Raw genomic sequence first — 23,567 nt, forward strand, 5'->3', positions numbered from 1 at the left:
CAGAAAACGAACTCAACGCTGACCGGGAAGCAACCTGCAATCCAGAAGCGCTATGGCTGGCACTCTGTTAGCACGCCAGCCAGATACGAAGTCAAAACAATCCCAGTTGCCCTGTCAGTAGTGTAGCAAAATCATCGTCAGTAAAGGGCAGTATTCCTTCCGCGACCGGCTGAAGTTGTTTGGTCAGATAATGATCGTAGTCCAGAGGCGCTTGCTGATAATCAACAGGTTCCGGGCCCTGCGTCGTCCAGACATATTTGATGGTCCCCCGATTTTGATACTGCGCCGGGCGGCCGCGTTTTAGATTTTGTTCATCTGCGAGTCGTGCCGCGCGAACGTGGGGCGGGACGTTACGCTCGTAATCGGCCAGCGGGCGACGCAGGCGCTTGCGGTAGACCAGCAGCTCATCCAGTTCGCCTGCCATCAGCTTATCGATCGTTTCACGCACATACTCCTGGTAGGGTTCGTTGCGAAAGATACGTAAATAGAGCGTCTTTTGAAATTGTTGCGCCAGCGGCGTCCAGTCGGTGCGTACTGTTTCCAGCCCTTTGAACACCATCCGTTGTTCTTCACCTTCCTGTATCAACCCGGCGTAGCGCTTTTTACTTCCCTGCTCCGTGCCACGAATGGTCGGCATCAAAAAACGGCAAAAATGGGTTTCGAATTCCAGCTCCAGCGCACTGGTTAATTGCTCAGCGGACAGATGTGCCGACCACCAGTTGTTAACATAGGACACCAGTTCGCGACCAATACGCGCCGCATCAGCCTCGTTATGCGCTTTTTTAAGCCAGACAAAGGTGGAATCCGTATCGCCATAAATGACGTCATAGCCCTGAGACTCAATCAGCGCTTTGGTCTGACGCATAATCTCATGGCCGCGCATGGTGATCGATGAAGCAAGACGCGGATCGAAAAAGCGGCAGGCGCTGGTACCCAGCACGCCGTAAAAAGCATTCATGATGATCTTAAGCGCCTGCGATAGCGGTTTGTTTCCCAGCCGTTTGGCTTCATCGCGCCCGTGCCAGATTTGCCCGACGATCTCCGGCAGGCAGTGGATCTGCCGGGAAAAGCGCGCCCCCAGAAAACCACCGGTACTGTGTTCGGGATCCGAATGCGCCATCCCTTCCACCAGACCAACCGGATCGATTAAGAAGGTGCGGATGATCGAGGGATACAGGCTTTTGTAATCCAGCACCAGTACGGAATCGTACAGGCCGGGGCGCGAATCCATCACATAGCCGCCGGGGCTTGCCTGCGGCGGTACGTCGCCGAGGTTTGGCGCGACATAGCCCGCCCGGTGCATGCGCGGAAAATAGAGGTGGCTAAACGCCGCCACTGAGCCGCCATGTCTGTCGATTGCCAGACCGTTCACCGTGGCGCGCTCCAGCAGGAAAGGCATGATCTCCGTTTTGTGGAATATGCGCGTTACCAGCTCACAATCTTTCAGGTTATAGGTCGCAAGAGCAGGTTTATTCTCGGCAAAACGGCGATCGATTTCGTCCATGCGATCCCAGGGATTATCGATCGCTTTGCCTTCTCCCAATAGCTCCTGCGATACCGTTTCCAGCGAAAAAGAGGAGAAGTTCCAGAAAGCGGATTTTAGCGCTTCAATCCCGTCAATAATCACCCGGCCGGTTGCCTGGGCGAAGAAGACGCCGTTTTTAAAACCGTGCTCCCGCCATTCAAGCGGCTGATTGCCACGCCCGAGCAATAAAGGCAGGCGATAACGCTCCGCGCTTTTCTGCAGTACGCGCAGGTCGAATTGCACAACGTTCCAGCCGATAATTACATCAGGATCGTACTGCGCAAACCAGGCGTTGAGCTTTTCCAGCAGTTGCGGACGGCTGGCGACATATTCGAGATGAAAATCCAGCCCGCTGGCATCACCGTTTTCCGGACCGAGCATATAGACCGTGCGCTGGCCGCACCCCTCCAGACCGATACAGTAAAGTTCACCATTACGGGTAGTTTCGATATCCAGTGACACCCATTTAAGGGGCGGGCGGTATTGTGGGCTGGGTTTAAGGCGTGCATTGATCAACTGCTCGCCGCGCGGCTCGCCATCCACCCATACCGGCGCGGTAATAAAGCGCTCCATCAGAAAGCGTTCTGGCGGGCGGATGTCGGCTTCATAGACCGTGACGCCACCGTCGCGCAGCAGCTTTTCATAGCGCATCAACTGGCGGTGGGCGCGACAATATAACCCGTGGACGGGCTGGCGCTGAAAATCCTTAAGTTGCAGCGGCGTGAGGCGATACTGGTTTTCTGTGGCGAGTAAACGCTGTGCCTGGCTGACCTGCGCGCTGGGGATAAACGCAACCGATTCTTGTGGCGGCAAAAAGACCTGTAGCGGCCCGTCGTCTGTCGCCAGCCAGAATTCCACCTCGGTTCCTTGTGGCGTGTCCCGCCAGTGTCGGGTCAGTAAAAAGCCTTCTCGCGCTTGCGTCACACCGTTCTCTCATTGGGTCATTATCGGCGAGATTATAGCCTGGTTTGCCCGAAAATACTGACTTTTTGTACAGGTGTGCGGGTGCGTGATCAGTACTGCGCGTAGCCGGACTACGGCGCGTTGTTCTCTGGCGGAATAGCCGGTAAATAACGCAGGATGCGATAACCGGTGTAGTAGAACGCTTCCCTCAGCAGAAAAGGCAGTTGCGTTTGCCATGAACGGTACCGGCTTGTCGTGGTGGGCGATGACCAGCTCACCATGTCGTTATCGTATGCGATGAGGCGCATACGCAGCATATGCAAAGGATCGCTGACCAGTAGCGCGGTTTGCATATGCTGGCGCGCCATGATTATTTTGGCGTTATGAATATTTTCACGGGTAACGGTAGACTGCTCGTCGATAAAAATGACGGCCTCGGGAACGCCCCGGTTTAAGAGATAATGTCGGGCGATAGCTGCATCGGATTCGCTTGCCCCGTTACTGCGCCCCCCCGTCAGGATAAGCGAATTCACCTTGCCTTCCTGATATAACCACATCGCGTGGTCTAATCTGGCGGTAAAAACCGGGCTGGGGGATTTTTCAGTGATACCAGCTCCGGCAACAATCGCGCAGTCGGCTTTGCGTGTCTGGTCCTGTTGGCTAAAGCGGTAAATAGCGATGGCGTTATAAACTATTACGAACGCCGCCGTGACGAGTCCCAGCAGTATCCATTTTCCTGCCCCTTTTATTTTCACTGGCTTTTCTCCTGCCGATTCTGCCGATTGCCTTACCGCATAGCATTGTCAGTTTGCAGCGAAATGGCAACGACAGGCAGGATGTAAGGCGGAAAATTAAGAAATTAAAAATGAGCGACCCGAAAATGTCCCGGCTGGCGCAAGGCTTAGCCGGGCTACGGGTTGGCAGAGGGGGCCGGGAGAGGAGAAAACTTACTGCCCGTAATAGGCTTTCGCACCATGTTTGCGCAGATAGTGTTTATCCAGCAGTGTCTGCTGCATATCCGGCAGTTCAGGGGCGAGCTGGCGGCAGAAAATACCCATATAGGCCACTTCCTCCAGCACAATAGCGTTGTGCACCGCGTCATCGGCGTTTTTCCCCCAGGCGAACGGCCCATGGGAATGCACCAGTACGCCAGGCATCTGCGCGGGATCGATCTGCTGCGTCCTGAACGTTTCAACAATCACGTTACCGGTTTCCCACTCGTATTCACCGTTAATTTCGGCATCGGTCATTTTGCGCGTACAGGGAATGGTGCCGTAGAAATAATCGGCGTGAGTTGTTCCGGTTGCCGGAATCGCCTGGCCAGACTGCGCCCAAATGGTGGCGTGGCGCGAATGGGTATGCACAATGCCGCCAATGGTCGGGAACGCCTGATAGAGCAAGCGATGTGTTGGGGTGTCGGAAGAGGGTTTCTTTTTACCTTCCACCACTTCTCCGGTTTCAAGACTGACCACCACCATATCCTCGGCAGTCATGACGCTGTAGTCGACGCCGGACGGTTTAATTATCAGTACGCCACGTTCGCGATCAACGGCGCTGACATTCCCCCAGGTGAGGGTCACCAGATTGTGTTTTGGCAGCGCCAGATTGGCTTCCAGCACTTGCTGTTTCAATGCTTCTAACATGCTTTCCTCCAGGAAAAAGCGGCCTGCCGGAGCAGGCCAAATGTTCCCCTGTTAACGTTTGGAGCCGTAATACACTTCGTTCCAGCGCAAAGCGTCTTTAAAGGCAGGCAGGCGGGTGTCGTTATCGATAGTCACAATTTCGATCCCGTGTAGCTCAGCGAACTGGCGCATGTCATCGAGGTTCAGAGCGTGGCTGAACACGGTATGGTGCGCGCCGCCCGCCAGAATCCAGGCTTCGGAGGCCGTCTGCAGATCCGGCTGCGCTTTCCACAATGCGTTAGCAACCGGCAGTTTCGGCAGATCGTGCGGCGTCTTAACGGCATCAACACAGTTCACCAGCAGGCGGAAGCGATCCCCCAGATCGATCAGACTGGCGTTAATGGCCGGGCCGGTTTTGGTGGAGAAGATCAGGCGTGCCGGATCGGCTTTACCGCCAATGCCGAGGTATTGAACATCGAGGATCGGTTTTTCATCCAGCGCGATGGACGGGCACACTTCCAGCATGTGTGAACCGAGTGCCAGATCGTTGTTCTCTTCGAAGTGATAGGTGTAGTCCTCCATAAAAGAGGTGCCGCCCTGCAGACCGGTCGACATCACCTTCATGATGCGAAGCAGAGCGGCGGTTTTCCAGTCACCTTCGCCAGCAAAGCCGTAGCCCTGTTGCATCAGGCGTTGTACGGCCAGCCCTGGCAGTTGTTTCAGGCCGTGTAAATCTTCAAAGGTGGTCGTAAAGGCATGGAAGCCGCCCTGTTCCAGGAAGCGTTTCATACCCAACTCAATGCGTGCGGCATCAATCACATTCTGACGCTTGTCGCCGTTCACCTGCGCGGCAGCAGTCAGGCGGTAGCTGCTTTCATACTCGTCGACCAGTGCGTTAATATCGCCTTCGCTGATGCTGTTCACTACCTGCACCAGGTCGCCCACACCCCAGGTGTTGACGGAGAATCCGAATTTAATTTGTGCGGCCACTTTATCGCCGTCGGTCACCGCGACTTCACGCATGTTGTCGCCGAAACGGCATACTTTCAGATGACGGGTATCCTGTTTGGACACGGCCTGACGCATCCAGGCACCAATACGCTGGTGCGCTTTTTTATCCTGCCAGTGACCGGTTACCACTGAATGCTGTTGGCGCATGCGGGCACCGATAAAGCCGAACTCACGGCCGCCGTGCGCGGTCTGGTTCAGGTTCATAAAGTCCATATCAATGCTGTCCCATGGCAGGGCAGCATTAAACTGGGTGTGGAATTGCAGCAGCGGTTTGTTAAGGATAGTCAGGCCGTTAATCCACATTTTTGCGGGTGAGAAGGTATGTAACCACACCACCATACCGGCGCATTTGTCGTCATAGTTGGCGTCCCGGCAGATATTGGTTATCTCATCCGGCGAGGTGCCGAGCGGCTTAAGCACCAGTTTGCAGGGTAATTTGGCTTCTGCATTCAGCGCGTTCACCACTTGCTCGCCATGCTGCGTCACCTGACGCAGGGCTTCGGGTCCGTAAAGGTGTTGGCTGCCAATCACAAACCAAACTTCATAATTATCAAAAATCGTCATTATTGTGTCCTTAGTGAGAGAGCGCTGCCTGCGTTGCTGGCGCAGTTACAGGGAGATAGTGAAGCTCGGCGCTTTTCGCCCATTGCTGGTAGCGGCGATAGAGTTGTTCAAAGCGTTGAGCCTGCGCAGGCACAGGTTGCAGCGTGTTTTCGATCTGGCTGGCCATTTGCTGTTGCGCCGCGGGAATATCGGTGTGAACGCCTGCGGCGACGGCGGCAAAAATGGCCGCGCCGAGCGCACAACACTGATCCGAGGCGACAATTTGCAGCGGGCGATTAAGCACATCGCAGCAGGCCTGCATGATGACGCGGTTTTTACGGGCGATACCGCCCAGCGCCATGACGTTGTCCACCGCGATACCTTGCTCGGTGAAACATTCCATAATGGCGCGGGCACCAAAGGCGGTAGCGGCAATCAGCCCGCCAAAGAGCGCCGGGGCATCCGTGGCAAGATTCAGGTCGGTGATGACCCCTTTCAGGCGCTGGTTCGCGTTCGGTGTACGGCGACCGTTAAACCAGTCGAGTACCACCGGCAGGTGTTCCAGCGACGGGTTTTGCGCCCAGGCTTCTGTCAGGGCAGGCAGCAGCTGTTTCTGGCTGGCTTTAATTTGTGTTTTCAGTTCCGGATGCTGTTGCGCCAGTTGTTCCAGCGGCCAGCCGAGGATGCGACCAAACCAGGCGTAGATATCGCCAAACGCGGATTGGCCCGCTTCCAGACCAATAAAATCGGGCACCACGCTGCCGTCCACCTGACCACAGATACCTTTCACCGCACGATCGCCGACGCTGGGTTTATCAGCAATCAGGATGTCGCAGGTGGAAGTACCAATGACTTTGACCAGCGTGTTGGGCTGTGCACCGGCGCCTACTGCGCCCATATGGCAGTCAAACGCGCCGCCGGAAATGACCACCGTTTCGGGTAAACCAAGGCGTTGCGCCCATTCCGCCGTCAACGTGCCAACCGGAATATCTGCGGTGAAGGTGTCAGTAAATAACGGGCACGGCAGGTGTTTATTGAGGATCGGATCGAGTTCGTCGAAGAAACTGGCCGGTGGTAAGCCACCCCAGCTTTCATGCCACAGGGATTTATGCCCGGCGCTGCAGCGACCGCGGCGGATATCCTGTGGACGGGTGGTTCCGGAGAGCAGGGCAGGTACCCAGTCGCACAGTTCAATCCACGATGCGGCAGCCTGGGCGACCTCATTGTCGGCGCGGGTTACGTGCAGGATTTTTGCCCAGAACCATTCGCTGGAATAAATCCCGCCGATGTAACGTGAATAGTCGACTTTACCCGTTGCGTGGCACAGGGCGGTGATCGCTTCGGCTTCCTCCACCGCGGTATGATCTTTCCACAGCACAAACATCGCATTGGGATTGTCTGCAAACTCCGGACGCAGCGCCAGAACGCGACCTTCTGCGTCGATGGGCGCGGGTGTCGAACCGGTGCTGTCCACGCCAATACCCTTGACCTGGGCACGCTGTTCAGGCGACAGCTCTGCCAGCACGCTTTTAAGCGCCATTTCCATCGACTCGATATAGTCCCGGGGATGGTGGCGGAATTGATTATGTGCCGCGTCGCAGTAACGTCCCTCTTGCCAGCGAGGGTACCACTCCACGCTGGTGGCGATTTCTGCCCCAGAGGTACAGTCCACCGCCAGTGCGCGAACGGAGTCGCTGCCAAAATCGAGGCCAATTGTGATTGCCATCGTGTTGCTCCATGAAGAATAACCTTATGGAGAAACATAGTGATCGGCTGCAAAAAGCGTCAGGCAGGATTCGCTAATCTTATGGACGAAAATGCTATGGGAGTGCAAAGTGTGACCGTGTGCAAAAATTCCATGTGGACATTTTAATCGCCTTTATAGACACTTTGGTTGACCCTTTTTAACCCCCTGGCGTCATAAAAATGGCGTAATTGCTTTTATCTGGCGGGGTTAAAAGTGACGGTGTTTTCCTTGTGCCTGGTCAAAACGCCTGATTAATGAAAAGCGTATCAATATGGACAATTGGTTTCCTTCATGATGCCCGGAGTATCGAGTTTATGGCTGAGTCGCAAAATGATCCTCTGTTGCCTGGTTACTCGTTTAACGCCCATCTGGTGGCGGGGTTGACCCCAATCGAGTCTGAGGGCTATCTCGATTTTTTTATCGATCGTCCGCTGGGAATGAAGGGATACATTCTCAATTTCACCATCCGCGGTGAGGGCGTCATCAATAACCACGGGAAACAGTACGTTTGCCGCCCCGGCGATATGATTTTGTTTCCACCGGGAGAAATTCATCACTATGGCCGCCACCCGGATGCCAAAGAGTGGTATCACCAGTGGGTCTACTTTCGCCCGCGCGCCTACTGGCATGAGTGGCTAAGCTGGCCGACTATTTTCGCGCAAACCGGTTTCTTTCGCCCGGAAGAGCCCTGGCTGGCGCAGTTTAGCGAGCTCTTTGGGCAAATTATCGATGCCGGTCAGAGCGGGGGACGTTACGCTGAATTGCTGGCGATAAATCTCCTCGAGCAGCTGTTGTTGCGCCGTATGGATGCCATCAATGAATCTCTGCATCCTCCCCTGGATAACCGCGTGCGCGATGCCTGCCAGTACATTAGCGATCATCTGGCGGACAACCATTTTGATATTGCCAGCGTCGCGCAACATGTGTGTCTTTCACCGTCCCGTCTCTCACACCTGTTCCGTCAGCAATTAGGGGTGAGCGTGCTGAGCTGGCGCGAGGATCAGCGTATCAGTCAGGCGAAGTTGCTGTTGAGTACGACACGTATGCCGATTGCCAGCGTGGGGCGCAATGTCGGCTTTGAAGATCAGCTCTATTTCTCGCGGGTCTTCAAAAAATGTACCGGCGCCAGCCCCAGTGAATTTCGTGCAGGATGTGAATAGAGCGTAAAGATAGGCAAGGAGTGGCCCGGCAACCTGTCATAACCGGCAAAATATTCAGATAATTGAAGCTTGACCCTCAAGGTATGCGCCTGGAGAATGCCAGCTTCATTTTTTGACCGGAAAACGTATGCAAGCATTGCTGGAACACTTTGTTACCCAATCTACGGCCTACACGCTGATTGCGATTGCGCTCGTGGCTTTCCTGGAGTCGCTGGCGCTGGTGGGGTTGATTCTTCCCGGCACGGTGATGATGGCGGCGCTCGGTGCGCTGATTGGCAGCGGCGAAGTGAATTTCTGGTACGCCTGGATGGCGGGGATCGTGGGGTGTCTGCTGGGGGACTGGATCTCATTCTGGCTCGGCTGGCGTTTCAAAAAGCCGCTGCACCGTTGGTCATTCATTCGTAAGAACAAAGCGCTGCTGGATAAAACCGAGCATGCGCTGCATCAGCACAGTATGTTCACTATCCTGGTTGGGCGCTTTGTCGGCCCGACACGCCCGGTTGTGCCAATGGTTGCAGGCATGCTGGATTTACCGGTCACGAAATTTATCCCTCCCAACATCCTTGGCTGTCTGTTGTGGCCGCCCTTTTATTTCCTGCCTGGCATTCTTGCCGGGGCAGCGATTGATATTCCGGCGGGAGAGCAGAGCGGTAATTTTAAATGGCTACTGTTACTGGCGGCGGTGCTGCTTTGGCTGGCGTTCTGGATGTGCTGGCGCCTGTGGCGCAGCGGTAAAGCAGGGCTGGATCGTTTAACGGCCTGGCTGCCGCGTCGTCGATTGTTCTGGCTGGCGCCACTCCTGACGGCAGGGGCACTGGTTGCGGTGACGATACTGGTTCGCCACCCGCTAATGCCCATCTACCTGTCTATTTTGCAAAAAGTAGTTACCTGATCCCAAGCAGGGTAGAGACAGGCGCGTTGCCGCTGAGCAATTCGTCTGTTTTCCCGTCCCAGGCGATACGTCCATCGGCAATCACCAGCGCACGCGATGCGATGCGGGCGGCATCTTCCACATTGTGCGACACCATCAACAGCGTTAACTGCTGGCGATGGCACACCTCTTTTACCAGCGCCAGCATCTCCAGGCGAAGGGCCGGATCGAGCGCGGAAAAAGGTTCATCCAGCAAGAGCACCGGTTGTTCACGAACCAGGCAACGGGCCAGCGCCACGCGTTGGCGCTGGCCGCCAGAAAGCTGATCCGGCATGCGGTCAAGCAACGCATCCAGACCCATCGTACAGGCAATGGTCGCAAGCTTTGTATTTTGCGCCGTGGACAGTTTAAGGCCCGGGTCCAGCCCCAGACCAATATTTTGCCTGACGGTGAGATGGGTAAAGAGGTTGTTCTCCTGAAACAGCATTGACACCGGGCGCCGCGAAGGCGGTGTGCCGGTGTGATCGCTATCCTCAATCATGATGACGCCGCTGGCTGGCGAGAGAAAACCGGCGATTAAATTCAGCAGTGTACTTTTCCCGGCCCCGCTCGGACCAAGCACGGCGACCTGCTCACCCTGTTTAATCGACAGCGTAAAACGCATGGGTAAATGCTGATACAGCCAGGTTACATCAATCAGTCTTAGCATGGCGGCCCGGAAGTTTTTCGATAAGGGTGAACAGTAAAAAGCACAGAAGCAGCAAAATCAGCGCGGTAACGGCGCCGTCCTGCGTGCGGTAAGAGCCAATCTGCTGATAAAGCCAGAACGGCAGCGTACGGAAATCATCATTGCCAAACAACGCCACGACGCCAAAATCGCCAATCGACAGCACACAGGCAAATGCCAGCGCCTGCGCCAGCGGTGCTTTCAGGGCACGCAGCTCCACGACGCGTAAGCGGCTAAACCCCTCAATCCCCAGCGACTGACAGAGCAGGCTATAGCGTGCTGTGACGTCACGCATGGGGTTTTCCAGTACTTTCATTGCATAGGGAATCGCCATCAGCGCATTGGTGAAAATCACAATACCGTCGGCGGATGAGGGCAGGCCGATGCTGTTACTAAGCAGCAGGAAAAAGCCGGTCGCCAGCACAATGCCCGGCATCGCCAGAATCAGCATGCCGCTCATCTCCAGCGTTTGCCCGGCCAGTTGATGCTGGCGCGAGCGTAACTCACGACTGCTCCAGAGCAACATCATGGTCAATGTGACGCACAGCAATCCCGCTCCCAGCGCAATGCGCACGGAGGTCCAGATTGCCTGCCAGAGCACGGGCTGGGCAAGCACATGAAAAAGTCTCAGGTTCAGGCCGTCGACAATGACCGCCAGCAGGGGCGGCAACAGTAGCAGGAGCGCCAGTAGAATGAGTGAGTAGTCGGCGAAACGGCTGAAAAAACGATCTTCCGGGTTGCGCCAGCCCTGGATCTGATGGCTGCCAACGGATATGGCTTTGCTAAGGCGCTGGCTGAGCAGAACCAGCCCCAGGCAGCAGATCATCTGAATGAGTGCCAGCAGTGCCGCGCGGCCAGGGTCGAAGTCGTAACTCAATGCCTGGTAGATAGCCAGTTCAATCGTCGTCGCTTGCGGGCCTCCGCCCAGCGACAGCACGGTGGCAAAACTTGCAAAGCAGAGCATGAAGATAAGGGCCGCGACAGGCGGGATCTGTCGACGCAGCCAGGGCCACTCGACATAACGGAAGAAAGACCAGCCGCGCATACCGAGCTGAGCGGCCAATTGTCGCTGCTCGCCGGGGATCTGCTCCAGAGTCTGTAACAGCAGACGGGCGGCCATCGGCAGGTTAAAAAAAACGTGCGCCAGCAAAATGCCCAGCAACCCGTACGGTGAAAATGTCCAGTCCAGACCTGCCGCGCGAAACGCGGAGGCAAGCCAGCCCTGGCGGCCATAGACACTCAGAATACCAAATACCCCAACCAGTACCGGGAGGATCAGCGTCATCGCGCACAGGCGCAGCAGGGCAAGACGACCTGGGAAGCGTCGCCGATAGAGCGCGCGAGCGAGAAAAATGGCCGGCACGACGGAAAGCAGCGTCGATAAAAAGGCCTGCCAGAAAGAAAAACGTACCACGTGCCACAGATAGCTATCGTGCAGGAGTGCTGTCAGATCGGCCGCAGGGGCGTTTTGCCAGAGTGCGAGAAACGCGGAGATGGCCACCACCACCATCAGTGTGGCGGCGGCCAGACCGGGAACCAGCCAGCCGAAGGTTAGCGGCTGACGGCGCGTTGCCATGCATTAATCCATTCGCCGCGCTGGGTTGCGACGTCTTGCGGGGTATATTCCAGCGAGGTTTGTGGTTTCACCAGCGCATCGAATCCGGCGGGCAGAGAGACATTGCTGACCGGGTACATCCAGTTGCCAGTCGGGATGGCGTTCTGGAATGCCGGAGAGACCATAAATTTCAGGAATTTCTCTGCCAGTTCCGGCTGCTTACTGGCAGCGGTTCGGGCAGCCACTTCAACCTGCAGGTAGTGACCTTCGCTAAAGGCCGCGGCGGCGTAGTTGTCTTTCTTCTCTTCAATGATGTGGTAAGCCGGAGAGGTGGTGTAGCTCAGCACCAGGTCACCTTCTCCTTTCAGGAACAGACCGTAGGCTTCACTCCAGCCCTTGGTGACCGTGACGGTTTTGGCCGCCAGTTTTTGCCAGGCGTCCGGGGCCTTATCGCCGTACACTTTCTGCATCCACAGCAACAGGCCGAGACCTGGCGTACTGGTCCGCGGATCTTCATAAATCACGCGCCATTTCTGTGAGCTTTCTACCAGTTCTTTCAGGCTTTTCGGTGGGTTTTTCAGCTTGTTTTTGTCATAAACGAACGCAAACCAGCCGTAGTCAAACGGAACGAAGGTGTCGTTTTTCCAGCCGCCAGGCACGGTAACGGCGTCCGGGGAAATGCCGCTTTTGGCGAACAGTTTGGTTTGTGTGGCGGCTTCCAGTAGGTTGTTATCCAGCCCCAGCACCACATCCGCTTTGCTGTTTTTGCCTTCCATACGCAGACGGTTAAGCAGTGATACGCCATCTTCCAGCGCGACAAATTTCAACTCACAGTTGCAGTCGGCTTCGAAGGCTTTTTTTACCGCGGGTCCCGGTCCCCATTCCGCAGAGAAGGAGTCGTAGGTGTAAACGGTCAGGGTCGGTTTCGCGAAAGCGGGAGCTGCGGCAAGCAGCAGGAATGGCAGAACTTTTTTAAGCACTTTGCACCTCAAAAATGGGTGGCAAAGAGGATTTTAAGCGATAGCCTCAAATCCCTTCGCCGGCGTTATCCGGATCAGGTTCGACGGGTATTTTCTCAGCACACGCTTTTGGCGCAGCACCCCGTTGAGCACTGCGCCATTGTAATGATTTTGTAAGTTTTCTGAAAGCGCCCCTTTATCATTCAGCAGGAAGCGCCAGAATCTGAACGATTACGGGTCGGGCGGGGCGAACCATGCGGATTTGAAGTCAAACCAGCCAAGGGTGTTCATACGCAGACCGCGCATACTGCGCTGACCCTGAATCCGCAGCCAGTGATGAATCAGCGGAACCAGGGTTTTGCTTGCCAGTAACTGCTGACACCAGACGGCCAGATTCATCTTTCCGGCGCGCCAACGCTCAGCATCGGCCTGCCAGTCCAGCGGGACGCAGTGTTGAATCAGCGGGACTTCATACAAATGCGTAAAGAGGGAAAAATCGAGCGGCAGCGTGAAGTTGGCGCTATTGAGCCAGATATCGCTGACGATATCGCCGCGGTGCCACTCTTCGTAATCCACTTCTTGTATCTCCAGGCGCACATCATGTTGCGCCAGTAGCTTGCTCATGGTGTTGGCAATCGCTTTATGCTCGTTGTGATCGCGATAGAAAGTCAGGGTGAGTGATTCCAGCCCCGCAGGTTTTTCACCACTGCCAGGTCGCGCATGGTGCCAGCGCGGCAGCAGGCCGTACGCCGGGAACCAGTACTGTTGATAATGTTCTTCCGCGTGGTAGAGCAGCCGGGTGGGGGAGAGAACCTGGCTTATCCAGTCGCGAACGGCCTGGTTTGCGCCCCGGTGTGAGCGGGCATCGAAGAGCAGATAGTAACAGCCCTCTTCGAGGCGGCTTTCGACCGCTTTTTCCCCGTCGGTTGGCCCGTCAATGGTCAGGCCGCCATTCGGTTCATCGCCAATTTCCGGCAGTACCCAGACATTGACTTCATCGATAAGCGCGCGATAACCGAAGTAGTCATCAAACGCATGAATTTTCAGCTGGTTATTATTATTGCGCGTGACCGCATAAGGCCCAGTGCCGACAGGATGGCTGGAGAAATTGTCCATCGAGTTCCACTCCTGCGGCAGGATCATGGCGGGCACATGTCCCATCAGCCAGGGCAGCCAGGTGTCCGGCTGCGACAGGTGAATATCCAGCGTCCAGGGCGTCGGAGAGATAACCTGGGTGATATGCGAGTAGAGCGGCAGTGTACAGACGCGTTCGAGGGAGGCGATGACATCGCGCATTTCGAGTTCACGCCCATGGTGAAAATGGATGCCGGGGCGCAAATAAAAACGCCAGTGGAGCGGCGTGATCGCTTTCCAGTGATGCGCGATATCGGCTTCCAGTTCCCCATTTTCCTCATTTATGCGTGTCAGCGCGCTAAAAATCTGCCGCGCCATGTGGGTTTCAGAGCGCCGCAGGGCGGTGCCTGGCAGCAGATTACGCAGTGGACGGTAGTACAAAACCCGCAGAATATGCCGCCCCTGGCGGAAGCTACGGCCCAAATGCGAGATCAACATCTGGCGGACTGCGCTCTTATCGCCCACCAGTTGAACCAGTTGCTCGATACGATCCTGTTCCAGTAAGTCCTCTGCCCGCTGTTGCTGTAAGGCGAGACCGGTATAGAGAAATGTCAGGCGCGAACGTTTGCCGCGTCCGGCTTCTGCCTCCCAGGTCAGCCAGCCACGATCTTGCATGGTATTGAGCAGGGTGCGCATATGGCGACGGGAACAGCTCAGCAAATCGGCCAACTCATTGAGCGTTGTCTCCTGAGATTTCCCGTCACAACATTGCCATAGACGAATGAACTGTTGTTGCAGGCGACCTGATGGCATAAAAGGGGAACTCCTGATGAAAAGTCAGCAATTTATTTATCCCTATATTAAGCCAATAATCCTCCGTGATGAAGCGAGGAGGTGGCTATGAAGAGATCGTCTACACGGCAATTTTACTTAGCGTATTTTCGCGCGACGCAGGATGCGTCCCGACTCTTTCGTCTGAGTACGAACCAGCGGCTGAAAATGCTCGAAGAATTAATGCAGTGGGAAGTGACAATCCCGGTCTCTGAACCCTGAAACGCGTCCATCATGTGTGACTGAGTATTGGTGCTTATCACCACGCCAGCAGTTATTATCTGCTGGCTTTTTTCGTTTCTTTCGCGTGCAAGGGATCTTTATGCTCTGGTTAGTCACGATGGGACGTCGCCTGAACGGGGTCTTCATCGCTTTTATGATCGTCGCGTTTATGATCGGTGTTGCCGGTGCTTTGCAGGCCCCGACGCTGAGTCTTTTTCTGAGTCGTGAGGTGGGGGCGCAACCGTTTTGGGTTGGACTGTTTTATACCGTTAACGCCATTGCCGGGATTCTGGTCAGCCTCGGACTGGCAAAACGCTCTGACCAGCAGGGCGATCGCAAAAAACTGATTATGTTTTGCTGCCTGATGGCGGTGGGAAACGCCCTTCTGTTTGCCTTCAATCGCCATTATCTGACCCTTATCACTTGTGGCGTGATGCTGGCGTCGCTGGCGAGTACCGCTATGCCGCAACTTTTCGCGCTGGCGCGGGAATATGCGGATAGCTCAGCGCGTGAAGTGGTGATGTTCAGCTCGATCATGCGTGCGCAAATTTCGGTGGCATGGGTTGTTGGGCCGCCGATGGCGTTTATGCTGGCGCTTAACTATGGCTTTACCGCTATGTACGCGATCGCCGCCGGTATCTTCGTGATAAGCCTGGTGCTGGTGGCGTTGTGGTTGCCCTCCGTGAAGCGGATCGAACAGCCTGCAGATATCGCCGTGACGGAAGTCAGCGGTTGGGGCAATAAGAACGTCCGTATGTTATTTATCGCCTCGACGATGATGTGGACCTGCAACACGATGTACATCATTGATATGCCACTGTGGATCAGCAGCGAGCTGGCTTTACCGGACAGTCTGGCGGGGGTGTTGATGGGAACGGCCGCAGGACTGGAGATCCCGGCAATGATCCTCGCGGGCTACTACGTTAAGCGTTTTGGTAAGCGCAAGATGATGGTCAGCGCGGTGGCGGCGGGGGTGGTCTTTTACGTTGGGCTTATCGTGTTCCATAGCCGTGAAGCGTTGCTTGGGCTGCAGATCTTTAACGCTATCTTTATTGGGATTATTGCCGGTATAGGCATGCTATGGTTCCAGGATCTGATGCCTGGCCGTGCCGGGTCCGCGACAACGCTGTTCACCAACAGTATCTCTACGGGGGTGATCCTCGCCGGGGTTATACAGGGCGCACTGGCGCAAAGTTTCGGCCATGCGAAGGTGTACTGGGTGATTGCGGTGCTCTCGCTGGTGACGCTCTTTTTGACCAGCCGGGTTAAAGACGTGTGATGTGAAAAACCGCTCCCGACAGACTGTTGCCGGGAGCAGTGGGTTATTTCAGTACAATGCGTTTGATATCACCAATGATAAAAATATAAGCGACAACGCCAATCAACGCCGTCAGGCCAATATAGATAAGTGCGTAGAAGAAATTCCCGGTACCGGAGATAATAAAGCCAATAATCAACGGCGTAATAATCGATGCCATGTTGGCGCAGAAATTGAAGATCCCGCCCGTTAGCCCTGCCATATTTTTGGGAGCAATATCGGAAATTAACGTCCAGCCTAGTCCAACCATGCCTTGTCCGAAAAAGGCAACCGACATAATTACGATCACCAGCGTATTATTCGATACCCAATTCGCTGCAATAATAAAACTTGAGAGCAGCAAGCCAGAGATGATCGGTAGCTTTCTGCTGATATTTACAGAGGAGGTTTTTTTCAATAACTTATCTGAAATCCATCCGCCAAAAATGATTCCCACCGCCGCCGAGAGAAACGGCCAGGTCGCAAAAAAGCCGACGTGTAGCCACGGGAGATGCCGCTCGTGAGCGAGATACGTGGGAAACCATGTCAGAAAGAACACCAGCGTGGTGTTACCCGCAAATTGCCCTAAGCTAGCGCCAATGACCTGTCGGCAGCACAGTAGTTTTTTTGCATCCGACCAGTTAAAAGGGATGTTCTCGCTGCCTTTTTCTTTATTTCCAACCCCAATGTATTCCAGCTCTTCTTTATTTGCTGTTGTTGATTCATGCGGCTCTTTATAAAATCTCCACCATACAAATGTAAAGGCGATGCCAAGCGAACCGGTAATAAAAAATAATGTTCGCCAGCCATGATGTTCAAGGATTAAAAATAAAACTGGGGAGAAGGCAGCCAGGCCAATATATTCTCCAACTGTATAAGTTGCGGTTGCCCGGGCGCGTTCATGTTGTGGGAACCATGTTCCTACGACGCGACTGTTAACCGGGAAACAGGGGGCTTCACTGATCCCCAGACCTAAACGAAATAGCAGCAGAGACTTTAACCCTAGCGAAAAACTTTGCAGTAAGGTAAACGTTGACCAGAAAAAGATAGAAAGGGCGTAGGTTATTTTGTTTCCGAAGCGATCTAAAAACATTCCTCCGGGAATTTGTGCCAGTGCGTAGGTCCAGGCAAAGGCGGAGAAGACGATACCCATCATAGCGGGATCGATATGGATCTCATTACTTAGTGCGGGAGCGACAATACCTAAGATGGTACGATCCAGATAATTGATCATCGTACCAATAGATAATAACAATAAAATTACAATTCGGGCTTTGGTTCGTCTCTGTTGGCCCACCAGGGGCACAGCACTTTCCCGGCTGATACTTGTCCTCATGTTATTTTCCTTTAATATTTAAAATATTTTTGCATATTCCTCAATATGCAGAAACATTTTATTTTCTCGCTGTTTATTTTCACGCTATAAACTAACGCTTAACATATTATTTACCGCATCATATGAATATTTGATATTGCCCAAGAATTGATGCTTTACCCCCTGAGGATTATCTCTGCTGTGCTATATTTAACGCAATATCTTTAATCTTATATTATACGGTCAAAAATAATGAACCTAAAGCAACTTTATTATTTTAAGCGTTTATCAGAAACGGAGCATTACACTGAGGCAGCTTCCAGCCTCTTCATTACTCAACCTTCCTTAAGTCACGCTATCTCTGAGCTGGAGAAGGAGCTTGGCGTATCCTTGTTTGCCAGAAAGGGGCGAAATGTTGAAATTACGCAAAATGGAAAACGCTTTCTCCCCTATGTCGAAGATGCGCTGACATCGCTGGAAAATGGTCGAATGACCTTGCAGAAAAGTGGGCTGGAAAATAAGGAGAACATTCGCATCGCCTTTATATATACAATGGGTGAATATGTTGTTCCGCAGTTAATTCACAAATATTCTACTCTTCCTTCCCGACACAATGTGACCTTCTCCTTTACTCAAGGGACCTCACTGACTTTATTGCAGGAACTGAAAGCCGGCAAGAGCGATTTAACGATTTGCTCATATATACCTGATGAACCGGATATCGATTTTATTCCTATTATTCAGCAGGAGTTGGTGGTCGTTACTGCAAAAGATCATCCACTGGCGCGTTTGTATCAAAATGAAGTGGATCTTGTGGAGACGATTCACTACCCGTATATCTACTTTTCGGAGAACAGCGGCCTGCGGCCGTTTATCGATAATGTCTTTATGCAGCAAAAATTGGTGCCTGATATTGCCTGTTATGTTGATGAGGATACGGCGATGGCGGGGCTGGTCAGTATTGATTACGGTATTGCGATCATGCCAAGAATTTCTGCACTCTCGTATTATAACGTCCATATTCTGGCGATAAAAAATAAGATCCCGCCGCGTTATATCTATCTGGCGACCATGAAAGATCGCGTACTTTCACCAGCAATTCAGTCATTTAGAAACTTCATCATTGATGACAGCCAGCAAAAGCGCTGACAAAAAACCCGGAGACAGGCTCCGGGCCTTTTGTTTTAGTACAGAATATCCATCAGTTCACGCAGCTCTTTGATGGCGATCTGTCCTGGTGCCGAGGCCTGACCTACGGTACCAAACGTCATCGCTGAACCAAACAGGCGACCTGTCACGCGACTGACGCCGCCCATTTTTGCCATCGACATGGTAATAATGGGGCGCGTCGCATATTTCTCTTTCATGGTCAGCGTGGCGGCGAGAAGCGTCAGCACATCCTGCGGCGTTTGCGGCATTACCGCAATTTTCGGCAGGTCTGCGCCCAAATCCTGCATGCGGCGAAGACGGTAGATGATATCTTCCTGTGCCGGTGTTTTGTGGAAATCATGGTTACTCATGATTACTTTAACACCCGCGCCATGGGCCACATCAATCACCGCACGAATCTGTGCTTCATCGTTGAACAACTCAATATCAATAAGATCGACCAGACCACTGAGCGCTGCCTGACGATTAAGCTCAAAATAGGCTTCATCGCTGATTTCCGTTTCGCCGCCTTCTTTTTTGCTGCGGAAGGTGAACAAGAGCGGAATGTCAGCCAGAATCTGGCGAAGGTCGCTAAGCGCCTGGCGCACATGCTGCGGTTCGCGAACGTGCGTAAAGTGGTCGATACGCCATTCGATAAGATCGGCACCGGCGGTGGCCAGCGTCCGGGCATTTGCTTTCAGTTCGTCGAGCGTTTTGCCGATCAGCGGCACACAGATAAGTGTGGTCCCTTCCTGAAAGGTGATATTTTTAACCGTTACTGCTTTCGTCATTTTGGTATCCATAATTTTCTCGCCGAACCGTCAGGCAGTGGCGGTTGCGCGGACCGTTTTTTGGGCAGCGCGAGCCTGAAACTGACGATAACCGATGTACAACGCAATCACAAAGCCGATTATGGCGATAATTAAATCAAACCACATAATGCTGGCAATGCTGATTTTGGACAGTTTCGCCGTAATCAACGGGATAGTGAAGCTGGCAATACTGCCGGCGGTGTAGAAGATCCCGGTGGCTTTGCCTTTCCCGTTCGGGAAGCTCATCGCCATGATGGTTGCGCCCAGTTGCAGTACGCCACCCGCTGCCGAGAAACCGATCACGAAAGCGAAACCGGTCACGATCATTGGCGTCGGGAACATACATACAATCAGCAATGAAATCATCGAGATGCCAGTGTAGAGAATCATTGCAACGGCAGAGTTCATGACGTTTTTCACAAAGGTTGCGGTGACAAATACACAGGTCAACGAGCCCGCCGTATAGATACTCAGTAACTTGATGGCTGATTCGTAGGGAATACCCGCAACGAACTGGCCGTACTGTGCGAGCCACTGACTGACCAGGTAGAAGGTCGCCATACCAATATAGCCGTACAGCGTGAACACCAGCATATCCATCGTACCGGCATCAGACTGCGGCGTTGTTGTCGCGGCAGGTTTTTCAGACGTCTCTTTTTTCGCCCGGTTGTCAGGGAAGGGCATTTTGATCAAATAGAGGGCGCTAAGAATCATTAACACAGCCGCGATGATAAATGACCAGCCAAACCACAGGTTCGCCCAAATCAACAGGCTAATAATGAACGGCAGCAGAAATTGCCCGGCCGAGACAAACGCTTTGATTAACACGTTCGCACGGCTTGCTGAGTTCGGGAAAGATTCCATCAGCGCCGGGTAGGTTCCGGAGTCGAGGAAGCTGTTCGCCAGACCGGCCATGATGCCAAAACAATAGGCAGCATAGATGTTTTTGGTCAGCAAAATGCCGAAGAAAAACAGCAAATAGCTCAGAATACCCAGATAGATAAAGGGCTTACGACCATAGCGGTCAGAAAGGAAACCCGTCACGATGGTGGCGAGTTTACCGATACCCAAAGACGAAATAACAATCGAAACGCCGGCTCTGTCTGTTCCCCACTGTTCCTGTAAATTCGCCATGTTGAGGGTAATTAACAATACCCCCATGCCATGGATCAGGTAGTTGAGATACAGCCCAGCCGCAGTTGGGACATATCTATTTTTCATCGTGCCGGGCCTCAGAAAAGGACGTTTTTGACGTAATCGACCGGCATCTCTTTACCTGTCCAGATTTCAAAGGCTTTCGCCCCTTGCCAGAGCATCATTCCCAGGCCGTTCAGGGTGCGGCAGCCTTTCTTCTCAGCAACTTGCAGCAGATGGGTTTTGCGTGGGTTATAAATTACGTCAGAGACGATCAAATCAGGGCGCAGGAAACTGTCGTTCGGCAGCAGCATCTGGCCTTCAAACGGTTTCATGCCAACGCCGGTAGCATTCGTGAGGATCATGCTGCTGTCGATTTCCTGACGCAGTTTGTCATGATCGGCAAGATCGTAGAGATGAATTTCACAGTGGGTGTTATTGCGGATTTTAGCGACAGTTTGCTCCGCATTGGCGAAGAATTTGTCTTTCTGGTTGAAGATGGAGATCTCTTTCACGCCATCCAGCGCAGCCTGAACGCAGAGCGCCGTTGCCGCGCCACCCGCGCCCAGGACCGTCATTTTCTTGCCAATAATGTCGATGCCTTCTTCGGCCAGTGCGCGCATATAACCGGTACCGTCAGTGATATGACCCGTTAACACACCATTGTCATTGACCACGGTATTCACCGCGCCGACCAGCTCTGCCGCCGGAGAGAGTTTATCCAGGTACTGGCAAATAGCGGTTTTGTTCGGCATGGAGACGTTAAACCCGCGCAGTTTGAGCGCCCGGAAACCCTGTACCACATCTTTCAATTCCTGGTTGTCTACTTCAAATGCCAGATAGACATAATCCAGACCCAGATGCGCAAAGGCTTCATTATGCATTGTCGGCGACATGCTATGACGAATCGGCGTTGCAATCAGTCCAATCAGTTCAGTGTGACCCGTAATACGTTCAGCCATGATAAAGTCCTTAATATGTTAGAAGTGGAATTTTTGCGGATTCGCGGTTGCCCAGAGCACCCATATCTTCGAGGGTGTCCAGCACGTTGCGCCCTTCGCGCACGCCATCAATGATTCGCCGGGCCATCAGGCTGTCGCCGATGTTCATTATTTTTACGTTATTGGCTCTGGCCCATTGCTCAATTTCATTGAGACCGGTGGTATTGGCACGCATTCCCAGGCAAACAAAGCCGTAGTCAAAAGGAATGTCGTAAGCACGGTCGGCTTGCTTGACGCTAAAGTGTGTCGGGTGAACGGCGACGAGTTGTGTTTGCATGTGCTGTTCCACATGGTGTTCATCCAGCATGGTCAACATGGCGTTTTTGGTTATGATGTCCAGGTCGCGGCCCGGGCCATCCTGCATCTCAATGAGCGTGGTACGTGCTCCGCGTGCAGAGAAATATTCGATGACATCCAGACCGACGGCTCCGCCGCCGACAACGGCAATGCGTTTTCCTTCTACGTCCGCGAACTGGTCCAGGTGATGAATCATGCCCATGATGGAGAAGACGTTGCCGCCCTCGACATCGATGCACTCTTTCAGCCCGTTAATCGGTGGGAGCAGCGGCGTGGAACCCGTAGCGTTAACAATCAGGTTCGGCCGCAGCCCGGCAATGCGCTCAACATTGGCCTCCTGACCAACCATCAGCATTAAATTGTCTAATCCGGCCATCCGGTTTTTCATAAATTGTGGGAAGTCGGCGATACGCTTCTTCTCCGGCAGGCGCGAGATTTCAGAGGCGAGTCCGCCGAGGCTATTTTTCTTCTCCAGCAACCAGGTATGGCAGCCGACTTCTGCGGCGGTACAGGCGGCTTCCATTCCTGCGGTTCCCGCACCGATAACCACGACACGGGTATCGCGATTTACCCTGCGCCGTTTATAAGCGTCGCCATGAATGATGTCCGGATTGATGGAACAACGCAGCGGACGAGAGCGGGCGATACGGTGATCGGCACAGCCAATATTGCAAGAGATGCATTTGCGCATCAGGCGTTCATTGCCGCTCTGGACTTTTTGCACCCATTCCGGTTCGGCAATCAGGCCCCGGCCAATAGCAATCAGATCCGCATCGCCCGTTGCGATAATGTCTTCGGCGACTTTCGGTGAGCGAATATTGCCGGCGATAACCGTCGGCTTATTAAACGTATCGCGTACGGCGCGGGAGAGATAACGTTTCCAGCCATCTTCCAGCGACATCTGATCAATCTGCAGATTCAGGTTATCGTTTTGCGCGGCCGAAACATTGAGAATGTCGACCTTATCCTGGCAGAGTGCCAGCATACGCAGCGTGTCTTCCAGCGTATTACCGCCCTTAAGGAAGTCATCGGCACTGAAACGCAGGCTAATTGGGAAACGTGGCCCGACGCAGGCACGCACTTTATCAACCACCAGCGTTAAAATGCGGGCGCGATTTTCAGGGGAACCGCCAAATTCATCGGTACGTTTATTAAACAGCGGCGATAAAAACTGACTGATTAGATAAGAGTGGCCTGCGTGAATTTCCACGCAATCAAATCCTGCACGTTTAACACGCTCTGCCGCTTCACCAAATTTATTAACTGCATGATATATTTCGTCATGGGTCATGGCGCGAGGAATATTGCCGTTCTTTTTCGACGGTGTATTCGAAGAAGAGAGCGGCTGTTCGCCATTCAGGCGATAAGCATAAGCAGAAGCGCCCGCATGATTTAGCTGAATAGAGACGCAGGCACCGTGTTTATGCAGTGTCTCGGTTAATTTGAAAAGTCCGGGAATATACTGATCGTTATCGATACGCAGTTGCGTTGTGCCATTCGAGGCAAACGGGAAATCGATACAGATATTCTCAATTGTAATTAAACCAGTCCCCCCTTTTGCCCGCAGTTCGTAGTATTCCAGCTGTTCCTGAGAGACTTCGCCGTTCAGGCTCGCCAGATTGGTGCCCATTGGTGGCATGATGATCCGGTTTTTTATCGTCATCCCGTTAATGGTTAACGGGGTGAAAAGGTGTTGGTAGTGGCTCATTTGCTCTCTCCACGGGAAATCCAGGAGGCCGACATGCGGAGGCCCTGATATATCCAAAGTTAAAATGTTTCTGTGGGAAAGATAACGAGCGAAGGAGGGGAAAA

19 protein-coding genes and 1 riboswitch are annotated in these 23,567 nt (G+C 53.4%); of the genes, 5 read left to right on the forward strand and 14 right to left on the reverse strand.

Going from position 1 to position 23,567, the window contains the following annotated elements; genetic code table 11:
- Positions 1 to 91 precede the first annotated feature (91 nt).
- The 5 genes from polB to araB form a co-directional block, all read right to left on the reverse strand.
- Positions 92 to 2,449 (reverse strand): DNA polymerase II, encoded by a 2,358-nt coding sequence (polB, locus tag L2097_RS16530; protein ID WP_250353321.1) that lies wholly within the window; start codon positions 2,447 to 2,449, stop codon positions 92 to 94.
- A 110-nt stretch (positions 2,450 to 2,559) separates the two neighbouring features.
- Complete coding sequence (locus L2097_RS16535; protein ID WP_502799311.1) at positions 2,560 to 3,183, reverse strand: YdcF family protein; 624 nt, start codon at positions 3,181 to 3,183, stop codon at positions 2,560 to 2,562.
- A gap of 192 nt (positions 3,184 to 3,375) precedes the next feature.
- On the reverse strand, positions 3,376 to 4,071 hold the full coding sequence (gene araD, locus L2097_RS16540; RefSeq protein WP_085005525.1) for an L-ribulose-5-phosphate 4-epimerase: 696 nt from the start codon (positions 4,069 to 4,071) through the stop codon (positions 3,376 to 3,378).
- 51 nt (positions 4,072 to 4,122) lie between these two features.
- Entirely contained in the window at positions 4,123 to 5,625 is a 1,503-nt protein-coding gene (araA, locus tag L2097_RS16545; RefSeq protein WP_047371852.1) for an L-arabinose isomerase, read from the reverse strand.
- Between the two features lie 10 nt (positions 5,626 to 5,635).
- Complete coding sequence (gene araB, locus L2097_RS16550) at positions 5,636 to 7,330, reverse strand: ribulokinase (protein ID WP_047371851.1); 1,695 nt, start codon at positions 7,328 to 7,330, stop codon at positions 5,636 to 5,638.
- A 335-nt stretch (positions 7,331 to 7,665) separates the two neighbouring features.
- Between araB and araC the strand changes: the two genes are divergently transcribed.
- Both araC and L2097_RS16560 read left to right on the forward strand, forming a co-directional pair.
- Entirely contained in the window at positions 7,666 to 8,511 is an 846-nt protein-coding gene (gene araC / locus L2097_RS16555) for an arabinose operon transcriptional regulator AraC (RefSeq protein WP_039078339.1), read from the forward strand.
- Between the two features lie 127 nt (positions 8,512 to 8,638).
- Positions 8,639 to 9,403, forward strand: coding sequence for a DedA family protein (locus tag L2097_RS16560; RefSeq protein WP_047371850.1), 765 nt, complete (start codon positions 8,639 to 8,641; stop codon positions 9,401 to 9,403).
- Here L2097_RS16560 and thiQ read toward each other — a convergent pair.
- The 4 genes from thiQ to sgrR form a co-directional block, all read right to left on the reverse strand.
- Entirely contained in the window at positions 9,396 to 10,091 is a 696-nt protein-coding gene (gene thiQ / locus L2097_RS16565) for a thiamine ABC transporter ATP-binding protein ThiQ (protein ID WP_047371849.1), read from the reverse strand. The genes L2097_RS16560 and thiQ overlap by 8 nt on opposite strands.
- Positions 10,075 to 11,685, reverse strand: a complete 1,611-nt coding sequence (gene thiP / locus L2097_RS16570; RefSeq protein WP_250353322.1) for a thiamine/thiamine pyrophosphate ABC transporter permease ThiP — start codon at positions 11,683 to 11,685, stop codon at positions 10,075 to 10,077. The genes thiQ and thiP overlap by 17 nt, the downstream gene beginning before the upstream one ends.
- The gene (thiB, locus tag L2097_RS16575) at positions 11,661 to 12,644 is read right to left on the reverse strand and encodes a thiamine ABC transporter substrate binding subunit (protein WP_047371847.1); all 984 of its coding nucleotides are present in this window, start codon (positions 12,642 to 12,644) and stop codon (positions 11,661 to 11,663) included. The genes thiP and thiB overlap by 25 nt, the downstream gene beginning before the upstream one ends.
- A gap of 33 nt (positions 12,645 to 12,677) precedes the next feature.
- A riboswitch (TPP riboswitch) is annotated at positions 12,678 to 12,778 on the reverse strand.
- A gap of 76 nt (positions 12,779 to 12,854) precedes the next feature.
- Positions 12,855 to 14,510, reverse strand: coding sequence for an HTH-type transcriptional regulator SgrR (gene sgrR / locus L2097_RS16580; RefSeq protein WP_085005530.1), 1,656 nt, complete (start codon positions 14,508 to 14,510; stop codon positions 12,855 to 12,857).
- 87 nt (positions 14,511 to 14,597) lie between these two features.
- Here sgrR and sgrT point away from each other — a divergent pair, with 87 nt between their 5' ends.
- Positions 14,598 to 14,750 (forward strand): glucose uptake inhibitor SgrT, encoded by a 153-nt coding sequence (gene sgrT, locus L2097_RS16585; protein ID WP_071845930.1) that lies wholly within the window; start codon positions 14,598 to 14,600, stop codon positions 14,748 to 14,750.
- Positions 14,751 to 14,850: 100 nt separating this feature from the next.
- Complete coding sequence (locus tag L2097_RS16590; protein WP_085005531.1) at positions 14,851 to 16,029, forward strand: sugar efflux transporter; 1,179 nt, start codon at positions 14,851 to 14,853, stop codon at positions 16,027 to 16,029.
- Between the two features lie 43 nt (positions 16,030 to 16,072).
- On the opposite strand, the gene L2097_RS16595 is transcribed toward L2097_RS16590, so the two are convergent.
- Positions 16,073 to 17,383, reverse strand: coding sequence for an MFS transporter (locus tag L2097_RS16595; protein WP_250353323.1), 1,311 nt, complete (start codon positions 17,381 to 17,383; stop codon positions 16,073 to 16,075).
- 231 nt (positions 17,384 to 17,614) lie between these two features.
- Here L2097_RS16595 and L2097_RS16600 point away from each other — a divergent pair, with 231 nt between their 5' ends.
- Positions 17,615 to 18,511, forward strand: a complete 897-nt coding sequence (locus tag L2097_RS16600; RefSeq protein WP_047371843.1) for a LysR family transcriptional regulator — start codon at positions 17,615 to 17,617, stop codon at positions 18,509 to 18,511.
- A 35-nt stretch (positions 18,512 to 18,546) separates the two neighbouring features.
- Here L2097_RS16600 and aroD read toward each other — a convergent pair whose 3' ends face one another.
- The 4 genes from aroD to L2097_RS16620 are packed head-to-tail and all read right to left on the reverse strand — an operon-like array spanning position 18,547 to position 23,463.
- Positions 18,547 to 19,302, reverse strand: coding sequence for a type I 3-dehydroquinate dehydratase (gene aroD / locus L2097_RS16605; RefSeq protein WP_085005532.1), 756 nt, complete (start codon positions 19,300 to 19,302; stop codon positions 18,547 to 18,549).
- A gap of 30 nt (positions 19,303 to 19,332) precedes the next feature.
- Positions 19,333 to 20,544, reverse strand: coding sequence for an MFS transporter (locus tag L2097_RS16610; RefSeq protein WP_047371841.1), 1,212 nt, complete (start codon positions 20,542 to 20,544; stop codon positions 19,333 to 19,335).
- 11 nt (positions 20,545 to 20,555) lie between these two features.
- Positions 20,556 to 21,419, reverse strand: a complete 864-nt coding sequence (locus L2097_RS16615) for a shikimate dehydrogenase (protein ID WP_085005533.1) — start codon at positions 21,417 to 21,419, stop codon at positions 20,556 to 20,558.
- A gap of 10 nt (positions 21,420 to 21,429) precedes the next feature.
- Positions 21,430 to 23,463 (reverse strand): oxidoreductase, encoded by a 2,034-nt coding sequence (locus tag L2097_RS16620; RefSeq protein WP_085005534.1) that lies wholly within the window; start codon positions 23,461 to 23,463, stop codon positions 21,430 to 21,432.
- Positions 23,464 to 23,567 lie beyond the last annotated feature (104 nt).

The sequence above is a fragment of the Citrobacter sp. MNAZ 1397 genome (assembly GCF_023613995.1).
GTDB classification, from domain to species: Bacteria; Pseudomonadota; Gammaproteobacteria; order Enterobacterales; family Enterobacteriaceae; genus Phytobacter; species Phytobacter ursingii.